We start from the raw sequence: 24,145 nt of genomic DNA, 5'->3' as shown, positions 1-24,145 counted from the left end.
GTATTCCGAATTTCCCGGATGAACGACATTGGACGCAACCCACGAAGCCACCGCGATCCACGGAACATCGTGACCGGACCGAAGGCTTGTGGCGACAAGGAGCGGACCATCCATGTCACATTCATTCGATTCAGCGAGTGCATCACCGTACTATCGTTTCGTGTGGGTAGATTTGACGGCCAACGCGCAGGCTTCGCTTGCGGAATCGCTCGACGGCGCGTTCGACATCCATCGCGTCGCCGAGCCCGCGCGCGTCGCCGATACCATCCGGTGCCGCGCGCCCGCTTTCGTGTGCTTCGAATTCGACGAGCCGAACGCGCAGGGCATCGACGCGCTCACCCGCGTGCGTCGCGACTATCCGGCGCTGCCCGTGCTCGTGATCGCGGGGCGCAATTCGATGGCGATCGCGATGTGGGCGCTGCGCCTGCGCGTCTGGGACCTGCTGATCAAGCCGGTGCCGCTGCGCGAACTGTGCCGCAGCATCCTGGCGCTCGCGGCGCTGACGCGCGCGAGCGACACGCCGTCGCGCGCCGCCGAGCGCATCGTGCCGCTGCCGTCCTTCGAGCCGCGCGAGCGGCAGAAGACGCAGCCCGCGATCGCTTACGTCCGCGCGAACTTCGACGGCCGGATCGCGCTCGATCATGTCGCGGCGATCTGCCAGCTGAGCCCGTCGCAGTTCTGCCGCACGTTTCGGCAGGAAAACGGCGTGAGCTTCGGCCAGTATCTGCTGGGTTATCGGATGGAGCGCGCGTGCGAACGGCTCGCGCATCCGAATGCGCTCGTGAAAGAAGTGGCGTATTCGGTCGGTTTCAACGATCTGTCTTACTTCACGCGCATTTTCCGGCGGCAATTCGGTATTTGCCCAAGCGCGTATCAGGCGGGCGCGCGGACGGCGCCTTCGATGGCGGGCTCGATGTGAGCGCATTCGTCTGCTGAAAGGAGCCTACCCATTGCGCGGCCAATCTGATATTTAGGGAAGGGAAGTCCGATCCCAACTACGCCGTGACGACGTTTGCGCGGCCTATCAGAGAGACGCGCAATGTCGATCAAACGAGCCTGTTTCGTCGCGCTTCTTGGCGTCGCGTTCGCCCTTTCCGCCTGCCGCACGGCGCCGAAAAGCCCGCCCGTCACGGCGAACGCCGCCGACATCCGTTCGATCGCGAAGGACGCGTACATCTACGGCACGCCGATGGTCGACGATTACGCCGTCATCTACGCCTATTCCCTCGACAAGGGCGGTCCGCAATACCGCGGCCCGTTCAACACGATCCTCAACATCTCGCGCGTCTTCACGCCCGACGACACCGCCTTCGTCACGCCGAATTCTGACACACCGTACTCGTTCGCGGGCCTCGATCTGCGGGCGGAACCGGTCGTCATCACGATTCCGCCGATGGAGCCGAAGCGCTATTTCGTCTTCCAGTTGATGGACCTGTACACGTTCAACTTCGCGTACATCGGCACGCGCACGACGGGCAACCGTGGCGGCCACTACCTGATCGCCGGGCCTGGCTGGAACGGCCCGACGCCGCCCGGCGTCACGCAGGTGATCCGCACGGAGACGCAACTGGTGAACGTCGTCGGGCGCACGCAGCTTTTCAATCCCGCCGATCTCGACAACGTCAGGCGCATCCAGTCCGGCTACAAGGTGCAGACGCTTTCCGCTTTCACGTCGAGCACGCCGCCGCCCACCGCGCCCGACGTGCAGTGGCCCGCGCCGCTCGCGCCCGCGAACGCGCGGACGTCGCTCGAATTCTTCGATCGCCTCGCGTTCATGCTGCAGTTCGCGCCCGTCAACCCGGCCGAAGCCGACTTGCGGCGCCGCTTCGAGCAGATCGGCGTCGTGCCGGGCCGGCACTTCGATCCGGGCGCGCTGTCGGACGAGCAGAAGGCAGCGTTTCGCGGCGGCATGGATGACGGGCAAAAGACGATCGATGCCAGGCGCGCCACGCTCAACGGCAAGACCGACACGCTTTTCGGCACGCGTGAGTATCTGAAGAACGACTACGTCGCGCGCGCGACGGGGACGCAGGTCGGCATCGGGGCGAATTCGCGCGAGGAGGCGCTGTATCCGGTGCTGGAGAAGGATGCGTCGGGCGAGCCGCTCGACGGCAGCAAGCACCGGTACGTGCTGCGGTTCGCGAAGGGCAAGCTGCCGCCGGTGAACGCGTTCTGGTCGATGACGATGTACGCGCTGCCGAGTCAGTTGCTCGTGAAGAACCCGATGAACCGCTACCTGATCAATTCGCCGATGCTGCCGAATCTCAAAAAGGACAAGGACGGTGGGCTGACGGTGTATGTGCAGAGCACGTCGCCGGGTAAGGCGAAGGAAGCGAACTGGCTGCCGGCGCCGAACGGGCCGTTCATGGTGACGATGCGTTATTACTGGCCGAAGCCGGAACTGCTGAACGACCGGTGGAAGTCGCCATCGATACAGCGCGTGCGTTGAGGCAAACGCGGACGCCCAATAAAAACCGGCCGTTCGATTACCCGAACGGCCGGTTTTTTTGCAAGGATCGAAAACTTACTGCGGCGCGCCCTTGTCGTTCGTGCCGAGCGCGGAGGCTGCCTTCGCCGCCGATGCACCCTTCAGCTTGTTCGCCTTGTTTTCCTGATGCAGCGTCGTGCCGCCCGTGCCCTTTTCCTTCTTGTGCTTCGCGTGATGCGGTGCCGATGCCGCGAGGCCCGAATCCGGACCGGACGGCTTGCCGCCTTCGCTGTTCGAACCGCCGCCTTGCGCAAAAACCGGCGCCGAGAGTGCAAATGCCAACGCGCCAACTACTGCGATGCTCTTTGTTCGTTTCATTCGAAACTCCTTTTATCAAGCGGTGTAGGGCTGTGGAAACGTTACTTTCGAAAGGGACGCTCAAGTGCCCTGCAGCTTTGTGGTGCACGCGTTGCGCGCTATTTCACTCCGCTTACACGACGCTTTAACAACGCGTGACTATACACAAACGTTGACAAATTATTTGCGCGCGACGGCGGGGGATTGTTTCGATGCCGCCGACGCCGTTGGCGTTTCCCAGCCACCGCCGAGCGCGCGGAACAGGTTGACCTGATCGAGCGCCACCTGTCCTTCGGCTGCTGCGAGCTGCGCGTTGGTCGATGTCAGCGTGCGCGTGGCGTCAAGATCGGCGATGAACGACTCGCGCCCGGCGATGTAGAAGCGATGCGTTTCGTTCGCCGACTGCACCGCCGACTTCTGCGCCGCGCGCAGCGATTCCATGCGCTCGTAGTCGGCGGCGTAGGTCGCGAGGCTGCTCTGCGCTTCGCGCAACGCGTTGAGCACGACGCCGTCGAAGCGGGCGAGCGCCACGTCCGCGCCGGCGCGCGCCTCGCGCACGCGGCCGCGCGCGCCGTTCGCGGGGAATTGCCAACTGATGAGCGGACCGAAGCCCCAGCGCTGCGTCTCGGGCTTGCCGAGGTCGCCCGCGAGGCCGGTCAGGCCCGCCGACGCGCCGATCGCCACCGTCGGGTAGAGCGCGCCGGTCGCGACGCCGATGCGCGCCGTCGATGCCGCGAGGCGCCGCTCGGCTTCGCGCACGTCGGGACGGCGCTTGAGGAGCGCAGCGCCGTCGCCGACGGGGAGCGCATTCTTGATGCGCGGCGTCTCGTGACAGGCGAGCACGGCGGGCGGCAGGTCGGCGGGTGCGCGGGCGAGCAGCATCGCGAGGCGGTATTGCGCGACGCGGCGGCGTGCCCGGTAGCGCGGGATATCGGCGTTGAGCGTTTCGACCTGCGTCTGGCCGCGCGTCACGTCGGGCGTATTGCCGCGGCCTGCGTCGCGCAGGCGCCGCGTGAGCGCGACGCGCTTTTTCTGCAATTCGACCGATTGCTGCGCGATCGCCAGTTCCTCGGCCGCCGAGCAGTTTTCGACGTAGGCGCGCACGACGTCCGCCACGACGGTGATGCGGGCGAGATCGGCGGCGGCCTGCACGGCTTCGTGGTCCGCCTCGGCTGCCTCGACGCCTCGTCGCAAGGTGCCGAAGAGGTCGATTTCATAAGCTACGCTGATGCCGATGTCGCCTTCGTTCGCGACCGGCAGCTTTTCGAAGATCAGGAACTGCTCGCCCGATTCCTGTGCGCGCTTGACCGCCGCCGACGCGCTGCCGGAGAAGCCGCCCTGCGCCTGTGCGACGCCGAGCGCCTCGCGGGAGCGCGCGAGATTTGCCGCTGCGACGCGTAAATCGGTGTTGGACTGCATCGCCTGCTGGACAAGGCTGTCGAGGACGGGGTCGTCGTAGAGGCGCCACCAGATTGGCGGGACGGCCTGCTGACGGGTGACGACCTTGTCGCCGGCGCCGTCGAGCGGAGCGTTGACGAGTGGCGCGTTGATCGCGGCGTCCGGCGGCAGCTTGTAGTCCGGGCCGACTGTGATGCACGCGGCAAGCGCGCACACCAGCGGCAGGAGGGCGAGGGCGCGCGGGGCGTTCATCGCTTGGAGTCCGGAGCGGGTTGGGCTGAGGTGGCGTGGCCGGCCGATGCGCTGGCCGGAGCCGATGGGCTTGGCGAAACCGTCGAGCCAGCCGAGCCAGCCGAGCCAGCCGAGCCAGCCGAGCCCATTGAACCCGTTGAACCCGTTGAACCCGTCGAGCCACCCGAACCCGGTAAACCCACTGAGCCGGTCGAGCCAGCAGAACCGGCAGAACCAGCCGACCCGGCAGAACTAGCAGAACCCGCCACCCCCACCGCAGAAGCACCCTGCCCACCACTCAACGAAGGCGCAAGCCCCCGTACCGACACCGTCGCCGTCCGACCCGCGATCATCCTGAAATCAGCCGGCACCTCGTCGAGCGCGACGCGCACCGGAATCCGCTGCGCCAGCCGCACCCAGCTAAACGCCGGATTCACGTTCGGCAGCAAATTCGACCCCTGCGTGCGGTCACGGTCCTCGATCCCCGCGACGATGCTCTGCACGTGCCCGCGCAGCACGCCCGGCTCGCCCATCACCTCGATATCCACCGGCTGCCCGATATCGATGCCGCGCAGCTTCGTCTCCTCGAAGTAGCCATCGACGCGAAACGAATGCATGTCCACCACCGACAGCACCGGCCGGCTCGCCGTCACATATTCGCCGGCGCGCGGCGCGCGGTCGTTCAGATAGCCGTCGACGGGGCTCACGATCGTCGTGCGCTGCAGGTTCAGCCGCGCAGTATCGATGGCGACTTCCGCGTCGGCGAGCGCGGCTTCCGCCTGCTGCACGCGGGCGCGCGTCTCCTCGGTCGCCTCGCGCGCGACGAGATCGCCGAGCGTGCGGTTGCGCGCGTCCTCGCGGCGTGCCTGGTCGAGCGTCGCGCGACGCTGCTGCGCGGTCGCTTGCGCCTGACGCAGCGCGAGCGTGTAGCGCGCCTGATCGATCACGAAGAGCGCCTGGCCGCGTGCGACGGCCTGGTTATCGACGACATCGACCTGCACGATCAGCCCGCCGACGTCTGGCGCGACCTGCACGACATCGGCGCGCACGTGGCCGTCGCGCGTCCAGGGCGCGAACATGTAATAGCCGACGAGGCGCCACAGCACGAATGCCGCAGCCGCCACGACGACGAGCGTAAGAAGGATGCGTCCAACGGAGAGCCAGGTTTTATTCACGTCATGAACCGATGGGAAAGAACGACGACAGCGCCGAGCACGAGCACGTAGATGCCGAGATCGAAGATCGAGCGATGCCAGACAAAGCGGTAGAAACCGGTGCGCGCGAGGACCGTGCGGATCGCGAGATTGACCAGGTAAGCGATGAGCATCAGCACGAGCACGGCCGGCACGAAGACGCCGAAGATATCGATTTCGCCGATCATCGGGCGGTCCTTGCGCTTTGGCTTGTTTTGCGCGAACGGGTCATGCCTGTGCCTCCGGACGAGCGGGGCCCGACACGCCGCTCAGTTGCGGGAACAGCGACAGTCGCATGCCGACGAGCGCGTGGAGTGCGTCGCGGAGGTAGCGGGTGGGGAGCGGCGGGGGCGTTGTGGGCGCGGCAGGTTCGGTGGGCTCGACAGGCTCGACGGGCTCGGCAGGTGCGGCAGGCTCGGCAGGCTCGGCAGGTGCGGCAGGTGCGGCAGGTGCGGCAGGCTCGGCAGGTTCGGCAGGTACGGGAGGCACGATAGGCCCGGCCGGAGCAGCAGGAGCAGACTCAGCGGGCTTCGAAGGTCCAGCAGGCGCGGCGGGTGCCGGAGGTTCGACTGGTGCCGCCGCCCCGGTCTCCTCGCGCACCTCCGCCCGCGACACCCGCGCCATCGCCGCATCGATCGCCGTCTGCAAACTCTCCGGCACCGCCTGCCGCACGCGACGCGCGGCGCAGCGGTTGTAATGCTCGCGCACGCCAACCAGCACGCTATCGATCGAAGCCCCGACCTCATCGCCCGCGCGCCGCCGCACACGAAGCAGGTCCAGCGCATTGAACGCGACGCGCAAATCGCGAAAACTTTCGATCGACGGATGGCGATGGTCGTCCGTGGCCGCGAGGCGCGGGATGAGCTGCATCAACCGGTCGAGCATGCGCGCGGCGAGGTTGCGCTGATCGCCGCCGGGCGGCGTCGCGGTGGCGAGCGCCACATCCTGCCAACTGGATCGCATCAGCCGCGCGGCCGCGAGCTCGGCGCCGAACGGACGCGTCACACGCGTCCAGATGAACGCGAACAACAGCCCCGCCGGCCCCGCGAGATTACTGTTCAGGAAGGTCAGGAAATTGGCTTCGTAAGCGCTCTGGATGCTGATGAACGACGCCGTGTTGACGGCGACGAGCATCGTCGCGAGATTGAACTGCGGGCGCGGAATCAGCGTGCCGACGATGATGAACGGCACCGCGAACATCACGACGAGCATCGCGAAATCGTGCACGTTCGGCAAGATCACGAAGAGGTAGAGCCCCGCCAGCACGACGCTCGCGCACGTCCAGACGAAGAAGGCGAAGACCTGCGGCGCGGGTTCGTCGAGCGCGGCGAAAAAGCAGCATGCGACCGCTGCGAGCGACACCGCCGCGGCGCCGTCCTGCCAGCCCGAGCTGATCCAAACACTCGAAGCGACGAAAATCGCCGCCACCGCCGATCCCGCCGAAAACAGCAGCATCCCGCGGTCGAAATAGCGCTCCGACCCGCCGAGCCGCCAGTGCCGAAAGCGCGGACGCCACACGCCCGCTTCACGCGCGATCAGCGAGCGCAGCGCGCGACAGTCCTGCCACACGTCAACCACCTGCCGCAGCCGCCAGAGCGCGCTTGAAAGCAGCGCCCCGTCCCAAGTCGTGAGTTCGGCCGTCTGCGGTTCGAGCGCGGCGATGCGTTCGCGCAGACGGTCGGCGGCGGCATCGTCGTCCTGGGCGAGCGGGGCGTCGAACCATTTGACGACATCCGCGAGCAGCGCCTCCAGCCCCGCCGGCCGCGCCTGCGCGCCACCGAGCAGCGCGATCAGCGGATCGGCGAGCGCGGAGACGATCGGCAGCAGCAACTGCATTCTTCCGCGCAACGCGTGCGCGCGTTCGAGGATGTCGGGACGCGTGTGGTCGTAGGCGAGCTGACTCAGCAGGAATTCGAGCTGGTTGACCATCGTCGCGAGCCGCTGACGACTCGCCGAAATCGCCTGGCCCGCGATGCGGCCGGAGAGCGTCTCCTTCACGTAGAACGCGGCGTCGCGAAACCAGGCATCGGTGCGTTCGACGAGCGACGGCGCGAGCCGGTTCGGAAACACCGCGCCGCCCACGACGCTCGCGCACACGATGCCGAGCAGGATCTCCTCGGTCCGCGTGATGGCGAGATCGAAGACGCCGGTCGGGTTCGTCACGGCGGGCAGCGCGATCAGCGGCAGCGTGTAGCCCGCCAGCATGAAGACGTAGCTGCGCGCAGTGCGGTCGGAAATCGCGAGATAGAGCAGCGTGCCCGTCCACATCGCGACGACGAAGCTGAAGATATACGGCGATTCCACGAACGGCGGCACGAAAAGCACGGCCGCCGCCGCGCCGAGCATCGTCCCGAGCGCGCGGTAGAGCGCCTTCGAACGCGTCGCGCCGACGAACGGATTCGACACGATGTAGACCGTCGCCATCGCCCAGTACGGACGCGGCAATTCAAGCCGCAGCGCGATATAGAGCGCCAGCATCGATGCGGTGAACGTCTTGAGCGAAAACAGCCAGTCGCGCGCGGACGGGAGCGTCATGGTGCGGTGCCCGGGCGTTTGGAAGCGCTTGCGCTGTCGTCGCGGGTGGCGGCGGCGCGCTTGGGTGTCGCGACGCGTTTCGATGCATTGAACAGGTTCAGCACGCGCAGCGTCGCTTCGAGATCGGCGCGGCTCACGCCTTCGAGGACTTCGGCGCGCAGGCCGGTCAGTTCCTTTTCGATGGTGGCGGTGATCGCGCGGCCTTCGTCGGTGAGCGAGATCGTTTTCGCGCGGCGGTCGTCGGGGTCTTCGTCGCGGCGCATCAGGCCGGCGGCGCAAAGCTGGTCGAGCAGCCGCACGAGCGACGGCCCTTCGATGCCTACGTGCTCCGCGAGCGTCACCTGGCGCACGCTCGCGCCGAGGCGTCCGGCGATCAAAAGCGGCGCCGCGCACGCCTCGGAGACGTTGTAGGCGGCGAGCAGGCCGTGGCTCGCGCGGCGCCACTGACGGGCGGCCATGACGAGCGTGCTGCTCACGGCGAGGCGCAATGCGTCGGAATTTTGCATGGCGCGCATTATATTTTGAGATAAATTCGTTAGCAAGCTATCGATATGGTAATCGGCGGGGAGGCGCGGCTATATTGCTTGTCGGCGGGGTCGGTTATGTTTTGAAAGGACATTACGAGATGGATACACGCACCCTTCAGGCTTATGGCGCCGATGCGTCCGGCTACGCGCGGCAATGGTGCGAGCAGCCTGCGCCGGACGACATGTACGCCCTGTTGACGCGTTACTTCCGGCCGGGGCCGACTGCGGATATCGGCTGCGGAGCGGGTCGCGACGTGGCGTGGCTCGCGACGAACGGTTTCGATGCGAGCGGCTTCGATGCGTCCGAAAGTCTGCTCGACGAGGCGCGGCGGGCGTATCCGTCACTTTCTTTCGAGCTGGCCAGGCTGCCTGAGTTGGAGTGCGTCGAGCGGGGCCGGTATGAGAATGTGCTTTGCGAGACGGTTGTCATGCATCTGGAGCCGGAAGTAATTGGCTTGGCCGTTCAAAATCTCCTCGCGCTGCTCAAGCCGGGCGGGACGATTTTTCTGAGTTGGCGGGTCACGGAACAAGCGTCGCAGCGGGATTCAGCCGGGCGACTGTATGCCGCGTTCGACAAGCAGATCGTGCTCGATGCTTTGGCGGCCGGCGCGGTCGTTCTGTTCGACAAGGACGAGACGAGCGTGTCGTCGGGTAAGCGGGTGCAGCGGATGATCGTGCGAGTGGCGTAGGGTTTGAACCTCAGCGGGCGTCGAACAAACGCAAAAAAAGGAAAACCGCATGCTCAACGAATTCACGAAGACGGTCCTCGTGATCGTCGCCGGACTCTTTCCGATCATCAATCCGCCGGCCACCGCGCTAATCGTCCTGAGCATGATCCCGCACGCGACCGAAGCCGAGCGCAGCGAAATCGCGCGCCGCATCTCGATCAACAGTTTCGCGATCCTGCTCGCGTCACTCTCGGTGGGCGCTTATGTCCTGTCGTTCTTCGGGATTTCGATACCGGTGCTGCGCGTCGCGGGCGGCATCATCATCGCGATGGCGGGCTGGAACCTGCTCCAGGCGCCCGACGAACAGGACGCCGAGCCGACGCCCACGCCGAATCGCAGCGCATCGATACGCGCGAAGTCGTTTTATCCGCTGACGCTGCCGATTACCGTCGGGCCGGGCGCCATCGCCGTGGCGATCGCCCTCGGGACCGGCTCGCCGCGCGAGGGGCTGCTCCCCGTGCATCTGATCGGCGTGGGCGTCGCGCTCGTCATCCTGTGCGCGAGCATCTTCGTGTGCGTGCGCTTTTCGGGACACCTCGAACGGCTGCTCGGCACCGTCGGCACGCAGGTCGCGATGCGGCTCTTCGCCTTCGTGATCTTCTGCATCGGCGTGCAGATCCTCTGGCTCGGACTGTCCGAATTGCTCGATTCGTTGCACTTCAAAAGCTGACGGGGGAAGCGCTCACCTAGCCGCTTCCCCCGTTTTTCGGCGAACGAGTCTCTTACATCGCCTTGCGGAACGGCGCGCCCGAATGCTCGCGCAATTCGTTGAACACGATCTTCGGCCACGCCTTCTGCGCGACCTCGATTTCCGAGATATGCGACGCAAGGTAAGTCGGCGCATTCGACGCATCCAGCGCGATCCGCGCCGAATAGGCATCGGTGAAGCGGCGCAGTTCGGCGGCGTCGTCGCAGGTCACCCAGCGGGACATGCGATAACGCGCCGGCATGATCCGCACATCGACCTTGTATTCCGCCGCCAGCCGATGCGACACCACTTCGAACTGCAGTTGCCCGACCGCGCCGAGAATGATCGAGCCGCCGAGCACCGGGCGAAACACCTGGATCGCGCCTTCGTCGCCGAACTGGTTGAGCGCCTCGCCGAGTTGCTTCGCGCGCATGGGATCGACGACTTCGACCGTCTGGAAGATTTCCGGAGCGAAGAACGGCAGCCCGGTGAACTGGAGTTCCTCGCCTTCGGTCAGCGTGTCGCCGAGGCGCAGCGTGCCGTGATTGGGGATGCCGATGATGTCGCCCGGATACGCCTCGCTCACTGTCTCGCGCCGCTGCGACAGGAACGTCACCACGTTGTTCGCGCGAAACGTTTTCGCCGAGCGCGTCACTTTCAGCGCCATGCCGCGCTCGAAGCGGCCCGAACAGACGCGGATGAACGCGACGCGGTCACGGTGCGCCAGATCCATGTTCGCCTGCACCTTGAACACGACGCCCGTGAACTTCGGCTCTTCCGGCAGCACCGGACGCTGGACGGTCATGCGCATCGACGGCGGCGGCGCGAGGTCGACGAGCGCGTCGAGAATTTCCTTCACGCCGAAGTTGTTGATTGCCGAGCCGAACAGCACCGGCGACTGCTGGCCTCGGAGAAATGCCTCGCGATCGAGCGCGTGCGTGGCGCCCGTAATCAGGTCGATTTCTTCTTTCGCCCGCGCCCAGGCCGGGCCGAAGCGGCGTTCACCCTCTTCGTCGCCGAGCGCCTGCAGGGTTTCGACTTCCCCGCCGGCCTTGTCCTGGCCCGGACGGAACAGGCGCACCTGATCGCGCTGGATGTCGTAGACGCCCTGGAAGTCCTTGCCCATGCCGATCGGCCAGGTGAACGGGACGGCGGCGACGCCCAGATGCTGCTCGATCTCGTCGAGCAGTTCGAGCGGCTGGCGCACTTCGCGGTCGAGCTTGTTGATGAACGTGAGAATCGGCGTGCGGCGCGCGCGGCAGACTTCGAGCAGCTTGAGCGTTTGCGCTTCGACGCCGTTCGCGCCGTCGATCACCATCACGGCGGCATCGACGGCCGTCAGCACGCGGTACGTGTCTTCCGAAAAGTCCTCGTGGCCCGGGGTGTCGAGCAGGTTGATGACGGCCCCGCCGTATTCGAACTGCATCACCGAGCTCGCGACCGAAATGCCGCGCTGCTTTTCGATGTCCATCCAGTCGGAGGTCGCGTAGCGATTGCTCTTGCGGCCCTTCACGGTGCCGGCGATCTGGATCGCGCCCGAAAACAACAGCAGTTTTTCGGTGAGCGTCGTCTTGCCCGCGTCGGGGTGGGAAATGACCGCGAACGTGCGGCGGCGTTTGAGTTCGGAGACTGGCATGGTGTCGATGAAAACGTGGGTTCGTCCGCCCGGCGCTCGCGCAAGGCAGGCTCGCGGCCCGGTGCGGAGCAAACACGCGAAGGCCGCCGCGCGACGCGCGGCAAAAGCGGAAAAAATGCGGGATGGACGCGATGATACACGTCATCGCCGCTCCACCGGCGCGGCGCCCGCTCAGCGCGACATGCGCGAGGGGCTATCATGGGCGCAATTTCAGGATGCGCGGCGCCCGGGTTCGATCCGTGCGGCGCATGGCGCAGACACAACTCGGGCACTTGCGGCGGCAGCGCGGCCCACGGCTGGAGAACTCATGCCCTCACCTCAGGAAAGCGTCAGCATGGCGCTGTTTTGCGACTTCGAAAACGTGGCGCTCGGCGTGCGCGACGCGAAGTACGACAAATTCGATATCAAGCCAGTGCTGGAGCGGCTGCTGCTGAAGGGCAGCATCGTCGTGAAGAAGGCTTATTGCGACTGGGATCGCTACAAGACCTTCAAGGCGTCGATGCACGAGGCGAGTTTCGAACTGATCGAGATTCCGCACGTGCGCCAGTCGGGGAAGAATTCGGCGGATATCCGGCTCGTCGTCGATGCGCTCGATCTTTGTTACACGAAGTCGCACGTCGATACGTTCGTCATCATCAGCGGGGACTCGGATTTCTCGCCGCTCGTCTCGAAGCTGCGCGAGAACGCGAAGAAGGTGATCGGCGTGGGCGTGAAGAATTCGACGTCCGATCTGCTCGTCGCCAATTGCGACGAATTCATCTTCTACGACGACCTCGTGCGCGAGCAGCAGCGCGCGATCGCCAAGCGCGAGGCGAGCGCTGCGCGCGAAGCCAGCGATTCGAGCGCGCGCGCCAAGCGCACCGGCGATGAAAATCGGCAGCAGAAGCACGAGATCGAAGCGCGCAAGGCGCAGGCGATCGCGATCGCGGTCGAGACGTACGACGCGCTCGCCTCCGAGCGCGGCGAGAGCGGGAAGATCTGGGCGTCGGTGCTCAAGAGCGCGATCAAGCGGCGCAAGCCGGATTTCAGCGAATCGTATTTTGGCTTCCGCGCGTTCGGGAATCTGCTCGACGAGGCGCAGGCGCGCGGGCTGCTCGAAGTGGGGCGGGATGAGAAGTCGGGCGCTTTTGTTTATCGCGGGGGCGGAGCGGAGCCGGCGCGGCAGGCGGCCGCGGATGTCGAGGAGGCTGCGGCGGCGAGGGCGGAGCAGGGCGGGAATCGGCGCAAGGGCCGCGGTGGGCGGGCGGACGTGCCCCGGGCCGAGGACGAGGGCGGTGCGCAGGAACAACGCGGTAATCGGCGGAACGCGCGCGATGGGCACACGGAAGCACCGAGGGCCGCGACTTTCGAAGACGAGGGCGGCGCGCAGCCGCAAGCAGAACAGCGCGGCAATCGGCGCAAGGGGCGCGATGGGCGTCAGCAGGCGCCGGTGGCTGCGGAAACGATGGCGGCTAAGAGTGAAACGCCCCAACCAGCCGATGAAACCGACACGATGCAGGCTTGGACCGATCTGCCCGAACCGGAGACGGAGGAGCCTTGGGTCTTCGCAGCGCAGGAAGATGAGCCGCAGGTAGCGCAATCGGAAGAGCCCTGGGTCTTTGCGGAGCAAGAGGAAGAGCCTCAGGAAGCGCAGACCGAAGAGCGTTGGGTATTTGCTGCGCAGGAGGAAGAGGAACTGGAGGTGTCGTCGGGAGAAGCGGGACTCGTCGAGGAGCCGAAGCAGAAGGCGAAGAAACCGGCGGCGGCGCGTCGCGGACGCAAGACGGCTGCGAAAAAGGCTGGCGCGCGCTCGGACGACACGTCGCACGACGCGGCCGCGGCTGGTTCGACGGCAGCCGAAGCGCCGCAGTCCAGCGACGCCGACGTCTCTGTGCAAGCCGCCAAGCCAGTGCGCAAATCGGCGTCGCGTGCGCGTCGGCCGCGGAAAACGACGGCATCGGGCACCGAGCACTGAACGGCGGCGCTGCCGCCTGCGCGCCGAATCGCGCTCGCGACGGCCAAGGGCGGAGTCCTGAGGTTCACTGGTGGCACGGCGTTATCGCCGGTGGATTAGGGCTTCTGCGTGCACTTCGTGGCGCCGAGCGCTGATTTGCCTCGGCGCTGGACCTCCCGGCATCGCATGACGCCGCATCCAGCGCAACGGACGCATGTTCAGCCTGGATAGAACCTCCGAGCCTCGCGCGCGGCCACGACTCGTGCGAAGCGACGCGGTATCAGACGAACAAGCCGCGAGAAAGCAGACCATCGATCCGCCGCACATCCAATCGCCCAACCCGGTACTTTCCAGAGCCGCTTTCCCCGTCTGCGACGGCTATCATATTAGCCCGCAGCCTCGTCCGTATCGAACCGACATGAACTCCACCGCCGACACTTATTCCCCCCGCGCGATCCGCCCGCTGACACCGCTCGAAGGGCGCGTCGTCGGGGTGCTGGTCGAGAAGCAGCTCACCGTTCCCGATACGTATCCGCTTTCGCTGAATTCGCTGACGTCCGGCTGCAACCAGAAGACGGCGCGTTCGCCCGTGATGAACGTGACCGAAAGCGACGTGGTCGCCGCCATCGACAGTCTCAAGCGTCTGAGCCTCGTGCTGGAAGGCAGCAGCAGTCGCGTGCCGCGCTTCGAGCACAACATGGGCCGCGTGCTCGGCGTGCCGAGCCAGGCGGTCGCGCTGCTCACGGCGCTGCTGCTGCGCGGCCCGCAAACCGCCGCCGAACTGCGCACCGCTACGACGCGCCTGCACGGTTTCGCCGATGTCTCGTCAGTCGAGAGCTTTCTCGATGAACTCGCCGAGCGCGAGCGGCCCTACGTGATCAAGCTGCCGCGCGTGCCGGGCGAGCGCGAGAGCCGCTGGATGCATCTGCTGTGCGGCGAGGTGAACATCGAGGAACTGCGCGAGCGCGCCGCGGCTTCGGCTTCATCCTCTTCCGACGATGCCGCCGCGTCGTTCGCCGAAATCGATGCACTGCGCGCCGAGCAGAAGCAGCTTTCGGCAAAAGTGGACCGCTTGCAGGCGATGGTCGAGCGGATGGCGAAGGAACTCGGCATCGAGCCGGATGCGGCCTGAACGCCGCGATCATCAATAAGAACTATCAGGAGCGCCCATGCCCAGTGCAGGTCTCTTTTTTACCGCTGCGGGCGTGGGGCTCGCGGTCGCCGCGCCCGTCGGACCAATGGGCATGCTCTGCATCCGCCGCGCGCTCGCCGAAGGGCCGCGCGCGGGGCTTGCGATCGGCTTCGGCATCGCGTGCGGCGATGCGATCTACGGGCTCGTCGCCGCGCTCGGGATGGTCAGTGTCTCGCAATTCATGCTCGCCTACGACAAGCCGCTGCATCTCGTCGCCGGGCTCTTTTTGCTCTATCTGGGCATCCGCACGTTCCTGCAAAAACCCGCCGACGATGCCGCCGCCATGAACGGCGCGTCCGCCGGCACGGCGCGCGCGTTTGCCAGCTCGCTGTTGCTCACGCTCACCAATCCGCAGACGATCATCATGTTCGCCGCGCTGTTCGCGACGCTCGCGCCGCGCGGGCCGTTCTCGTCCAGCGTCGCGCTGACGACCGTGCTCGGCGTGTTTTGCGGCTCGATCGCGTGGTGGTGCGTGCTGGTCGCGATGGTGTCGGGCGCGCGCCATGCGCTCGGCGCGCGCGTGCGGCGTCTGATCGACCGGGTCGCGGGATTCGCGCTCGCGGCATTCGGCGTGGCGGAGATTCGTCGCTCGGTTTGAGGGCGCGATCGACGCGATCAACGCGGACAACGCGCGATCAATGCGAATCAATGTGTCAACGGGAAGCCACGCGCAGCAGTGCCGAACGGTCGTCGTCGGTGGCGACGCGCCATTTCGGGAACGTACCCGAACCGTCGACGCGCCACGGCTGGCCCAGGCCATCCACGTACGTCGGGCGGGCGCTGCGCGCCACACCCGAAGGCCGGCGCGCGGCGCCAGGGGCATCGCGTTCGAAGGAGCGGCTGCCTTGCTCGTTGAACACTGTCGCCAGCGGGCGCTCGGCCTGGCCCGAGCGGCTCAGGGCCACGAGCAGCGGACCTGACGGCGCGCGCAACACGGCATCGGCGGGCTTGCGGCCGACGAGGATCGCGCCGAGCAGCGCCGACGGGCCGCTTTCGGCGCTCGCTTCGCCGGGACGCCGGGCAGGCGCTGACGACGGCGAATCGAGCGCGAGCGGCTCGCTCTGCCCGTCGGCCTGGACGACGAGGATCACGTGCCAGTCGTCCGGCGTGTTGTTATAGCGCGGCGCGAGCGACACGAGCCGCAACCGTGCGATCTCGACGCCCGCATCGCGCAGCAGCAAATACTTCGCGACCGCGAAATCCTTGCACACGCCGCTTTCCGCAAAAAAACGCGTCGGCGCGTAGTACGTGCCGTCGGTGCCGTCGCGGTAGCGTATTTCGTTGATCAGCGAATTCGCGAGCAGCGCGGCGGCGGCGTCGCCGGACTTCGCGCGCTGGTCGCGGACTTGCGCGACGAGCAGATTCCAGCCAGCGGGGCGCCGCGTCAGATGGGTGCGCAGGGCGTCACGCAGACGCTGCACGCGGCCGATGGCATCGGATGACGGCTGGAGCTTTTCATCGGCGAGCGGGAGGAGAAACATCAGGTCGCCCACCTGCGCAAGTTCCGGGCGGATCTTGCGGTTCGCTTCCCACCAGGTGGCGGCGTTCAGGCGGCGGATGCCGACTTCCAGCGGACTTGCAGACGATTCGCTGTGCGCCGTCGTCGCGTTTGCCGTGAGGGGCGCGGCCAATGGCAGAAGCAGCAGCAAACAGCGGAACAGTCGAGCAAGCGGCATGTGAACTCCCGGCGATGTGGCTGCCGGTGCGGTTCAGAAGCAACGCCGGCTTGCGACAGACAGTGCACAGGCCGTGCCAATTTGATAACGATCCGTAAGCGTTTGATTTGAATGGTTATTCCGGCTCTCCGGAGACTTGGTGCAGATCGAATGTGGCGTGCCTGTGCCAACACCCGCCGCCGACTGTTGGCGGCGCGCCGACACGCGCTGACGGGTTTTTACCCCGATCGCGCCATCCCATCTGGCGCGCTACACTGCCCTGAACACAACGCAATCCCCACGCAAGACGCGCCAAAGCCCGACCGCACCCACCGCCCGATGGCGTGCAACTTGCTTTTGTTGCTTTCAGACGATTTTGGCGTCAGACCGAAATCCAGAAAGCTGGAGGAGACAATGCATAACGATGCCGGCCGTCACATCGCCGCGCTGGGTGAGTCCGCGTGGCTCGCGCCTTCGATCTGCACATCGCATCAGCGCTCGGAGGCCTTCGGACTGGTGACGTCCGGCGCACCCGACTACGACATCCTGCCTATCGCCGAGTTGAACCTGAAGCTCGAGCAGAACCGCGTGCTCTGCGTGCACGCGCTGCCCGTCATGGCGACGTTGCAGGAGCAGATCGTCAACACGCAGAGCATGATCGTGCTGACCGATGCGCAAGGGCTCGTCCTGCATTCAACAGGCGACGACGAATTCCTGCGCCGCGCCGAGAAAGTCGCGCTGCGGCCGGGCGCCAACTGGGCCGAGGACCGGCAGGGCACGAACGCGATCGGCACGGCAATCGCCGAACGCAGCCCGATGGTCGTGCACGGCGAGCAGCATTACCTCGCCGCGAACCGCTTCCTGACCTGCTCCAGCGTGCCGATCCTCGATCCGTACGGCGAGCTGATCGGCGTGCTCGACGTGACCGGCGACCACCGCAGCTATCACCAGCACACGATGGCGCTCGCGAAAATGTCGGTGCAGATGATCGAAAACCATCTGTTCGCGAGTACGTTCGGGGAAACGCTGCGCATCGGCTTTCACGGACGCGCCGAGTTTCTCGGCACGCTGATGGAAGGCATGGTCGCGTTCACGTGCGACGGGCGATTTCTGTCGGCGAATCGCAGCGCGCAGTTCCAGCTCGGCCTGCCGCTCGCGGCGCTGCGCGCGCACACGATGTCGTCGCTGTTCGGCACGACTGTGTCGCAACTGATCGACCGCATGCGCAGCAGCCACGGCCGGCCGATCTCGTTGTGCCTGCCCGACGGGATCGTCGTCAGCGCGAACGTCGAGTATCGGCGCGAAACGGTGGCGTCGGGCGCCACGGTGCGCGCGCCGCAAGCCGCGCCGCGTCCGGCTGCATCGGCGCCTGCGAACGGCGTGAAAGGCGGCGGCCTCGCCCGGCTCAATACCGGCGACGCGCGCGTCGCGGCGGTGATCACGAAGGTCCGCAAGGTGATCGACCGGGACATCCCGATCCTGATTTCCGGCGAAACCGGCACCGGCAAGGAGTTGCTCGCGCAGGCGATCCATCACGATTCGCCGCGCGCGTCGGGGCCGTTCGTCGCGGTGAATTGCGCGTCGATTCCGGAGACGCTGATCGAATCCGAGCTTTTCGGCTACGAGGAAGGCGCCTTTACGGGCGCGCGGCGCAAGGGCGCGACCGGCAAGCTCTTACAGGCAAACGGTGGCACGCTCTTTCTCGATGAAATCGGCGACATGCCGTATCCGCTGCAAGTGCGCCTGCTGCGCGTATTGCAGGAACGGCTCGTGAATCCGCTCGGGTCGGCGAAATCAATACCGGTCGATATCGCGATCATCTGCGCGACGCATTGCGATTTGCGCGAAATGATCGCCGCCAACCGGTTCCGCGAAGACCTGTATTACCGGCTGAACGGACTCGTCGTGAAACTGCCGCCGCTGCGCGAACGCTCCGACTTGCACGCCGTGGTCGAGCGGATGCTGCAAACGGAGTCGTGCGGTGCGCCTTTGTCGATTGCGCCCGACGTGATGCGTCTTTTCGAGCAATGCCGCTGGCCGGGCAATTTCCGGCAGCTCGGCAACCTGCTGCGCACGGCGGCCGCAATGGTCGATGCGGACGGCGAAATCCGCATCGAACACCTGCCCGACGATTTTCTCGACGACATCGACCGGGGGCGGGTGGCGTCCGCGGAACCTTGCGCGGCGCCCGTCGCCGCCGATGCCGACCTGCACGCGTTCACCGCCGCGGCGATCACGGCGGCGCTGGCGAAGCACCACGGCAACGTGTCGGCGGCGGCGCGCTCGCTGGGCATCTCGCGCAATACGATTTATCGCAGGGTCTCGTCCGGGCGGCCGGCGGGCGATGAGGACGCCTGACGCGGGTGTTGCACGCTGTTGCAGAATGGAACACCGCTGTTGCGGGGTGGGACAATGAGCTTTTGCGTCTGGCACGCGAAGTACAACGATTCGGCTCCCACATGACATGCATTCTTCGCCGCCGCGTGCTCGCCGCGTCCGCCATCGCGGCGCTCGGGATCGGCATCGTGCCGCACGCCCGGGCGTTCGCCGACCGCAAGTTCGACGTCGCCCTCGTCATGAAGTCGCTCGACGATCCGTTCGTTGTCACGATGCTCGAAGGCGCGAAGAATTACCAACGCCACTACGCGTCGCAACTCGACCTCACGGCGAGCGGCACCGCGACGGAAGGCGGCACGGCGCAGCAAATTCGCATTGTCGATGAATTGATTGGCGCGAAGACGAACGCGATCGTCATCGCGCCGACGGACTCGACCGCGATCGTCCCGGTCGTCGCGAAGGCGATCGCAGCGGGGATCATCGTGATCGCGATCGACAATCCTTTCGACGATGCCGCGCAGGACGCGGCGAATGTCTCCATACCGTTCGTCGGGCCGGATAGCCGCCGGGGCGCGCGGCTCGTGGCGCAGTATCTGGCGCAGCGGCTGACGCGGGGGGACGAGGTAGGAATCATCGAAGGCGCTGCCGCCGATCGCAATTCGAAGGATCGTACGGTGGGGTTCCGGGACGCGCTGGAGGCGGCGGGGGCGCGGATCGTCGCGGTCGAGTCGGGTGACTGGAGCGTCGGCAGCGGCCGGGTGCACGGGCTGGCGATGCTGAACGCGCATCCGGGGATTCGCGCGCTGGTGTGCGCAAACGACAATATCGCGATCGGGGCGGCGGCGGTCGTGCGCGCGACGGGGAAGAAGGGCAGGGTTTTTGTGACGGGGTATAACAATATCGATCAGATCCGGCCGTTGCTCGCGGACGGATCGGTGCTCGCAACCGTCGAGCAGTTTGCGGCGAAGCAGGCGGTTTTCGGGATCGATGTCGCGTTGAAAGCGTTAGCGGAAGGGAGAAAGCAGCGGGATTTGTCGCCCTATATCGCGACGCCGCTCGAGTTGGTAACGGCGGGATGAGGGTGGCCGGTGCCGGAATTGTGCAGCAACCCTTTGCACAATCAAGCCGCTCACCGCAACAACGGCAAATCCTCGCGGCTCAACCCGCCGACCGGCTGCCCTGCCTCATACGACCGCGTGACATCGAGCAAAATCGCGCCGAAGCCGCCGGGTGCCCTGAAGTCCGTGCGTGAACTCGTCACCACGCGTGGCCCGGCGCTCCACGCGATGCGTGCGCCGCTCGCGATCAACGCGGCCACGAGTGCGGAGTCCTCGCCGCTGTGCATCGCGGCGAACCCGCCCGCGCGCAAATACGCTTCCGACGACACGCCAAAGTTCGCGCCGTGCACATGGTGATGACCTTCGTCGTGAAAATAGCTGAGCGCGAAATGCTCGCGAAGCTGTTCGCTCACTTGTGGATGATGGCAGCCCCAATCCTCGACGCACACCACGCCGCACACCGCATCCGACGCGCATTCGAGCTGTCTCGCGAGCCAATCGGGCGCGACGAGGCTATCGGCATCGGTGAAGGCGAGCCAGCGGGCGCTGAGCGTGAGCGCGAAGCGCGCCCCTTCGGCGCGGGCGAAGCCGACATTGCGCGTCGTCACTTCGATCACGTCAGCGCCGGCTGTGCGGGAAATTTCGCTCGTGTCGTCGGTGCAGGCGTCGGACACGACGATCACGCGCGCAGCCTCGCCCAGCAGCGCCGGATGACTCGCCGCGACGAAAGCCGCCGCGAGACATGCGCCGATGCAAGCCGCTTCGTTATGTGCGGGGATGATGATGGCAAGCACGCTCAGGCCTTTCGATTGTGTTCAGTCATTCACCTGAACCGCAATCCGCGAACCTGACCCAGACGCCGTTCAGTCGTAAATCATCACCGGCAGGGCGCGCTTGTGCCGCGTCGAATCGTAGAAGCGAAAGATCGTCGCGTAGACCTCGTCGCTGACTGGCTTACCTTCGAGAAAATCGTCGATGTCTTCGTATGCGATGCCGTAGCTGTCCTCGTCCGGTTTTTGCGGCGTGAGCGTTTCGAGATCGGCGGTCGGCACCTTGCGCCATATCGTTTCATCGGCGCCCATATGCGCGGCGAGCGCCCGCACGCGCCGCTTGTTCAGCCCGAAAAGCGGCAGGAGATCCGCGCCGCCATCGCCGAACTTCGTAAAAAAGCCCATCACCGATTCCGCCGCGTGATCCGTGCCGATCACCAACCCTCGCCGCGCCGAAGCCGCCGCGTATTGCGCGATCATCCGCTGGCGCGCCTTGATGTTGCCGAGCACGAAGTCTTGCTGGGCATCATCGGCGGGAAAGAAACCGCCTTCCAGCAGCGAAGCGAGCATGCCGTCCGACGCCGGCTTCACGTTGACCACGAGCGTCTCATCCGGCCGGATGAACGCGAGCGCGCGCTGCGCGTCGCTTTCGTCGCGCTGCTCGCCGTAGGGCAGGCGCATCGCGACGAAGCGCGCATCGTAGCCGACCGCGCGCAGCCGCTCGATGGCCAGTTGCGCGAGCCGCCCCGCCGCGCTCGAATCGACACCGCCGCTGATGCCGAGCACGTACGCGCGCAGGTTTTGCGCGGCAAGGTAATCGGCGAGGAAGCGCACGCGGCGCTCGCGTTCGATTTCGGCGTCGAAATCAGGCGCGACGCGCAGTTCTTCGATGATCGCGCGCTGTCGGGCAAGGTTCTCGGACGTGGGAGTCATGGCAAACCCTTCACTTATATCGCGATGCGTCATGGTAATCCGCGACGCGATCTGGCGCGCAGCGATAACCGCAGCGAATCGCCCCATCAAGTAAATTCAATAGACGGATATCGCTGAATTGAAGAGACTTTGCCTCCACGGAGCGGGATTTTCGGTCCCTTCCCCACGACGTATGACCAGAACGAAGATCAACAAGCGCCCCGAGGCGCAAGGAGGAGACGATGTTCCATCGACCGAAGGTCAGCCGTTCGATACTCGCGATCATGTGCGCGATGTCGTTCATCATGTACCTGGATCGCGTGAATCTTTCGGCGGCGGCCGGCTTGATTCGCGACGACCTGCATCTCACCAATACCGACGTCGGCCTCGTGTTCGCGGCGTTCGCCTACACCTACGCGATCTGCCAGGTGATCGGCGGCTGGGTGAGCGACCGCTTCGGCGCCAAGGTGACGCTGACCGTCTGCGCATCGATCTGGATCGTCGCGACGGTGGCGACGGGCTTCGCGGGCGGCGTCGTGTCGCTGTTCTGCGCGCGCATGCTGCTCGGCGTCGGCGAAGGCGCGGCGCTGCCCGCGCAGGCGCGCGCGCTCACGAACTGGTTCCCTGCGAGCAAGCGCGGCTTCGTGCAGGGACTCACGCATTCGTTCTCGCGGCTCGGCAACGCAGTCACGCCGCCGCTGATTGCGCTGATCGTCGCGTTCGCCTCGTGGCGCGCGTCGTTCATTCTCGTCGGCGTGCTGACGGCGGTGTGGGTCGTCGTCTACGCGTGGTACTTCGCCGACAATCCGCGCAAGCATCGCCACATGACCGCCGATGAGGAAGCGGAGTTGCCGCCCGCGGGCAAGGTCGTGATCGAAAAGACGCGCGAGCCGACGCCGTGGAAGCGGCTCATCAAGCGCATCGGGCCGACGATGATCGTCTACTTTTGCTATGGCTGGACCGGCTGGCTGTTCTTCACGTGGCTGCCGACCTTCTTCATGCACGGACGCGGCCTCGACCTCAAGAGTTCGGCGCTGTTTTCAGCGGGCGTGTTTCTCTCGGGCGTGGTCGGCAATACGGCGGGCGGCGTGCTGAGCGACCGCATCCTCAGGCGCACAGGCAGCGTGGTGAAGGCGCGGCGCAACATGATCATCGTCGCGTTCCTCGGCGCGCTCGTGTTCCTCGCGCCGGTGATGTTCGTGAAGTCGCTCCCGATCATGGCGGCGTCGATGAGCCTGTCGTTCTTCTTCCTCGAGATGACGATCGGCCCGATCTGGGCCGTGCCGATGGACGTCACGCCGAAGCACGTCGGCATCGCAAGCGGGCTCGTCAATGCGGGATCGGCCATCGCGGGCATCTTCTCGCCGATCGTGTTCGGCTTCGTCGTCGATCACACGGGAAGCTGGACGCTGCCGTTCGCCGGGTCGCTCGGCCTGCTCGCGATCGGCATCGGGATGACGTTTTTCATGCGGCCGGATATTCCGCTCGATCCGGGGATCGGATCGACAGAGGTCGCGCGCGAGCCGGACCTGGAACTCGCAGAACGGCTCGGCCATTGATGTGTTTCAAGCCGCCCGTATCGCGTCGATGACGAGTTGCGTCGCCGGCGTGATCCGGCGGTTCTTGCGCAGGATCAGCCCGTAGGGCGCGAGCCGCCCGCGCAGCGGCGTGGGCAGCGACACGATCGTATCGAGCGCCGCGTAGTACTGCGCGACCGAACTCGGCAGCACGGCGAGCATGTCCGAGTCGCGCAGAAGCGAGAGCGTGGTGAGAATCGACGAGGTTTCGACCGTGCTCACCGGCGGCGCGACGCGCGACTCGCGAAAGGTCTGATCGATGACCTGCCGCATCGGGCTCGGATGCGGCTGCACGATCCACGGATACTGCGCGAGGTCAGCCAGTTTCGGCCGCGCGGCAGCGCCTGCCACCGGATGATCCGGCCGCGCGACGATCGACAGCGCCTCCTCCGACAACGTCTCGAAGCTCAGATCGAGCGCGGGAAACCCATACGGAATGCGTCCGACCACGATATCCAGCTGATCCTGCTGCAACGCCTGCACGAGCACGTCGCTCGTATCGATCTGCACGCTGATCTGCAAGCGCGGATGCGCCTCCTTCAGTCCGACGATCACCCGCGTCAGCAGATCCGGCGCCGGCGCCATCACCGCGCCGATGCGCACCTTGCCGATATCGCCCGCTTCGATCGCCGCAAGCTCCTCGCGCAGTTCGTCGAGGTCCTCGAACACGACGCGCGCATAGCGCATCACCGCCTCGCCGTAGATGGTCGGCTCCATGCCGCGCGCGTGCCGCACGAAGAGCGACACGCCGACCGTATCTTCCAGTTCCTTCAGGGCTTTTGTCGCGGCGGGCTGCGTCATCGCGAGTTCGTCGGCGGCGCTTCTGAGCGATTCGGTTTCGGAGAGCGCGACCATCAATTGCAGATGGCGCAGGCGCAGGCGTTTGCGGATGCTTGAGGCGGGCGCGATCATTCGAGCGATAACTCCAGGGAATAGAGCGATTCGAATTATTCAATGGTCAGTTATCGCATATTTTCGCACACTACGAGC

21 protein-coding genes are annotated in these 24,145 nt (G+C 65.9%); 10 read left to right on the top strand and 11 right to left on the bottom strand.

Annotated features, from left to right (window positions below; all coding sequences use genetic code 11):
- Positions 1-112 precede the first annotated feature (112 nt).
- Together AWB65_RS27590 and AWB65_RS27585 are read left to right on the top strand one after the other, a co-directional pair.
- A complete protein-coding gene (locus AWB65_RS27590) occupies positions 113-919 on the top strand; it encodes a helix-turn-helix transcriptional regulator (protein ID WP_087670188.1) in 807 nt (268 codons plus the stop codon).
- A gap of 120 nt (positions 920-1,039) precedes the next feature.
- Positions 1,040-2,449 (top strand): DUF1254 domain-containing protein, encoded by a 1,410-nt coding sequence (locus tag AWB65_RS27585; RefSeq protein WP_087670187.1) that lies wholly within the window; start codon positions 1,040-1,042, stop codon positions 2,447-2,449.
- Between the two features lie 75 nt (positions 2,450-2,524).
- Here the strand turns inward: AWB65_RS27585 and AWB65_RS27580 are convergent, their stop codons facing one another.
- The 6 genes from AWB65_RS27580 to AWB65_RS27555 form a co-directional block, all read right to left on the bottom strand.
- Positions 2,525-2,806 (bottom strand): hypothetical protein, encoded by a 282-nt coding sequence (locus tag AWB65_RS27580; RefSeq protein WP_087670186.1) that lies wholly within the window; start codon positions 2,804-2,806, stop codon positions 2,525-2,527.
- 159 nt (positions 2,807-2,965) lie between these two features.
- Positions 2,966-4,435 carry an efflux transporter outer membrane subunit gene (locus AWB65_RS27575; RefSeq protein WP_087670185.1) on the bottom strand — a complete coding sequence of 490 codons (1,470 nt, stop codon included), beginning with the start codon at positions 4,433-4,435 and terminating at the stop codon, positions 2,966-2,968.
- A complete protein-coding gene (locus tag AWB65_RS27570; RefSeq protein ID WP_087670184.1) occupies positions 4,432-5,589 on the bottom strand; it encodes an efflux RND transporter periplasmic adaptor subunit in 1,158 nt (385 codons plus the stop codon). Before AWB65_RS27570 ends, AWB65_RS27575 begins: the two co-directional genes overlap by 4 nt.
- Positions 5,586-5,795 carry a DUF1656 domain-containing protein gene (locus tag AWB65_RS27565; protein ID WP_087670183.1) on the bottom strand — a complete coding sequence of 70 codons (210 nt, stop codon included), beginning with the start codon at positions 5,793-5,795 and terminating at the stop codon, positions 5,586-5,588. Before AWB65_RS27565 ends, AWB65_RS27570 begins: the two co-directional genes overlap by 4 nt.
- 40 nt (positions 5,796-5,835) lie before the next feature.
- Positions 5,836-8,142, bottom strand: a complete 2,307-nt coding sequence (locus tag AWB65_RS27560; protein ID WP_087670182.1) for an FUSC family protein — start codon at positions 8,140-8,142, stop codon at positions 5,836-5,838.
- On the bottom strand, positions 8,139-8,648 hold the full coding sequence (locus AWB65_RS27555; protein ID WP_087670197.1) for a MarR family transcriptional regulator: 510 nt from the start codon (positions 8,646-8,648) through the stop codon (positions 8,139-8,141). The genes AWB65_RS27560 and AWB65_RS27555 overlap by 4 nt, the downstream gene beginning before the upstream one ends.
- 119 nt (positions 8,649-8,767) lie before the next feature.
- On the opposite strand from AWB65_RS27555, the gene AWB65_RS27550 reads away from it, so the two are divergent.
- Entirely contained in the window at positions 8,768-9,358 is a 591-nt protein-coding gene (locus tag AWB65_RS27550; RefSeq protein ID WP_087670181.1) for a class I SAM-dependent methyltransferase, read from the top strand.
- Between the two features lie 49 nt (positions 9,359-9,407).
- Positions 9,408-10,067, top strand: coding sequence for a MarC family protein (locus tag AWB65_RS27545; RefSeq protein WP_087670180.1), 660 nt, complete (start codon positions 9,408-9,410; stop codon positions 10,065-10,067).
- A 52-nt stretch (positions 10,068-10,119) separates the two neighbouring features.
- On the opposite strand, the gene AWB65_RS27540 is transcribed toward AWB65_RS27545, so the two are convergent.
- Positions 10,120-11,721, bottom strand: a complete 1,602-nt coding sequence (locus tag AWB65_RS27540; protein WP_087670179.1) for a peptide chain release factor 3 — start codon at positions 11,719-11,721, stop codon at positions 10,120-10,122.
- Between the two features lie 307 nt (positions 11,722-12,028).
- Between AWB65_RS27540 and AWB65_RS27535 the strand changes: the two genes are divergently transcribed.
- The 3 genes from AWB65_RS27535 to AWB65_RS27525 all read left to right on the top strand — a co-directional run bounded on the left by AWB65_RS27535 (position 12,029) and on the right by AWB65_RS27525 (position 15,444).
- Positions 12,029-13,675, top strand: coding sequence for an NYN domain-containing protein (locus AWB65_RS27535; RefSeq protein WP_087670178.1), 1,647 nt, complete (start codon positions 12,029-12,031; stop codon positions 13,673-13,675).
- A 397-nt stretch (positions 13,676-14,072) separates the two neighbouring features.
- The gene (locus AWB65_RS27530) at positions 14,073-14,786 is read left to right on the top strand and encodes a YceH family protein (RefSeq protein ID WP_087670177.1); all 714 of its coding nucleotides are present in this window, start codon (positions 14,073-14,075) and stop codon (positions 14,784-14,786) included.
- Between the two features lie 37 nt (positions 14,787-14,823).
- Positions 14,824-15,444: a LysE family translocator gene (locus tag AWB65_RS27525; protein WP_087670176.1), complete on the top strand. Its 621-nt coding sequence runs from the start codon at positions 14,824-14,826 to the stop codon at positions 15,442-15,444.
- Positions 15,445-15,499: 55 nt separating this feature from the next.
- On the opposite strand, the gene AWB65_RS27520 is transcribed toward AWB65_RS27525, so the two are convergent.
- Positions 15,500-16,522 (bottom strand): transglutaminase domain-containing protein, encoded by a 1,023-nt coding sequence (locus AWB65_RS27520; RefSeq protein ID WP_087670175.1) that lies wholly within the window; start codon positions 16,520-16,522, stop codon positions 15,500-15,502.
- A 393-nt stretch (positions 16,523-16,915) separates the two neighbouring features.
- Here AWB65_RS27520 and AWB65_RS27515 point away from each other — a divergent pair, with 393 nt between their 5' ends.
- Together AWB65_RS27515 and AWB65_RS27510 are read left to right on the top strand one after the other, a co-directional pair.
- On the top strand, positions 16,916-18,859 hold the full coding sequence (locus AWB65_RS27515) for a sigma-54-dependent Fis family transcriptional regulator (RefSeq protein WP_087670174.1): 1,944 nt from the start codon (positions 16,916-16,918) through the stop codon (positions 18,857-18,859).
- A gap of 101 nt (positions 18,860-18,960) precedes the next feature.
- Positions 18,961-19,917 carry a substrate-binding domain-containing protein gene (locus tag AWB65_RS27510; RefSeq protein WP_087670173.1) on the top strand — a complete coding sequence of 319 codons (957 nt, stop codon included), beginning with the start codon at positions 18,961-18,963 and terminating at the stop codon, positions 19,915-19,917.
- A 50-nt stretch (positions 19,918-19,967) separates the two neighbouring features.
- On the opposite strand, the gene AWB65_RS27505 is transcribed toward AWB65_RS27510, so the two are convergent.
- Together AWB65_RS27505 and nadE are read right to left on the bottom strand one after the other, a co-directional pair.
- Entirely contained in the window at positions 19,968-20,690 is a 723-nt protein-coding gene (locus tag AWB65_RS27505; protein WP_087670172.1) for a glycosyltransferase family 2 protein, read from the bottom strand.
- Between the two features lie 69 nt (positions 20,691-20,759).
- A complete protein-coding gene (gene nadE / locus AWB65_RS27500; RefSeq protein ID WP_087670196.1) occupies positions 20,760-21,599 on the bottom strand; it encodes an NAD(+) synthase in 840 nt (279 codons plus the stop codon).
- Positions 21,600-21,820: 221 nt separating this feature from the next.
- Here nadE and AWB65_RS27495 point away from each other — a divergent pair, with 221 nt between their 5' ends.
- Positions 21,821-23,137 (top strand): MFS transporter, encoded by a 1,317-nt coding sequence (locus AWB65_RS27495; protein WP_143281814.1) that lies wholly within the window; start codon positions 21,821-21,823, stop codon positions 23,135-23,137.
- Positions 23,138-23,143: 6 nt separating this feature from the next.
- Here the strand turns inward: AWB65_RS27495 and AWB65_RS27490 are convergent, their stop codons facing one another.
- Positions 23,144-24,067: a LysR family transcriptional regulator gene (locus tag AWB65_RS27490; RefSeq protein ID WP_087670171.1), complete on the bottom strand. Its 924-nt coding sequence runs from the start codon at positions 24,065-24,067 to the stop codon at positions 23,144-23,146.
- Between the last annotated feature and the right edge of the window lie 78 nt (positions 24,068-24,145).

The sequence above is a fragment of the Caballeronia humi genome, from assembly GCF_001544475.1.
GTDB classification, from domain to species: Bacteria; Pseudomonadota; Gammaproteobacteria; order Burkholderiales; family Burkholderiaceae; genus Caballeronia; species Caballeronia humi.
Note: the sequence above shows the minus strand (reverse complement) of the source record. Positions and strands in the feature narration are given on the sequence as shown.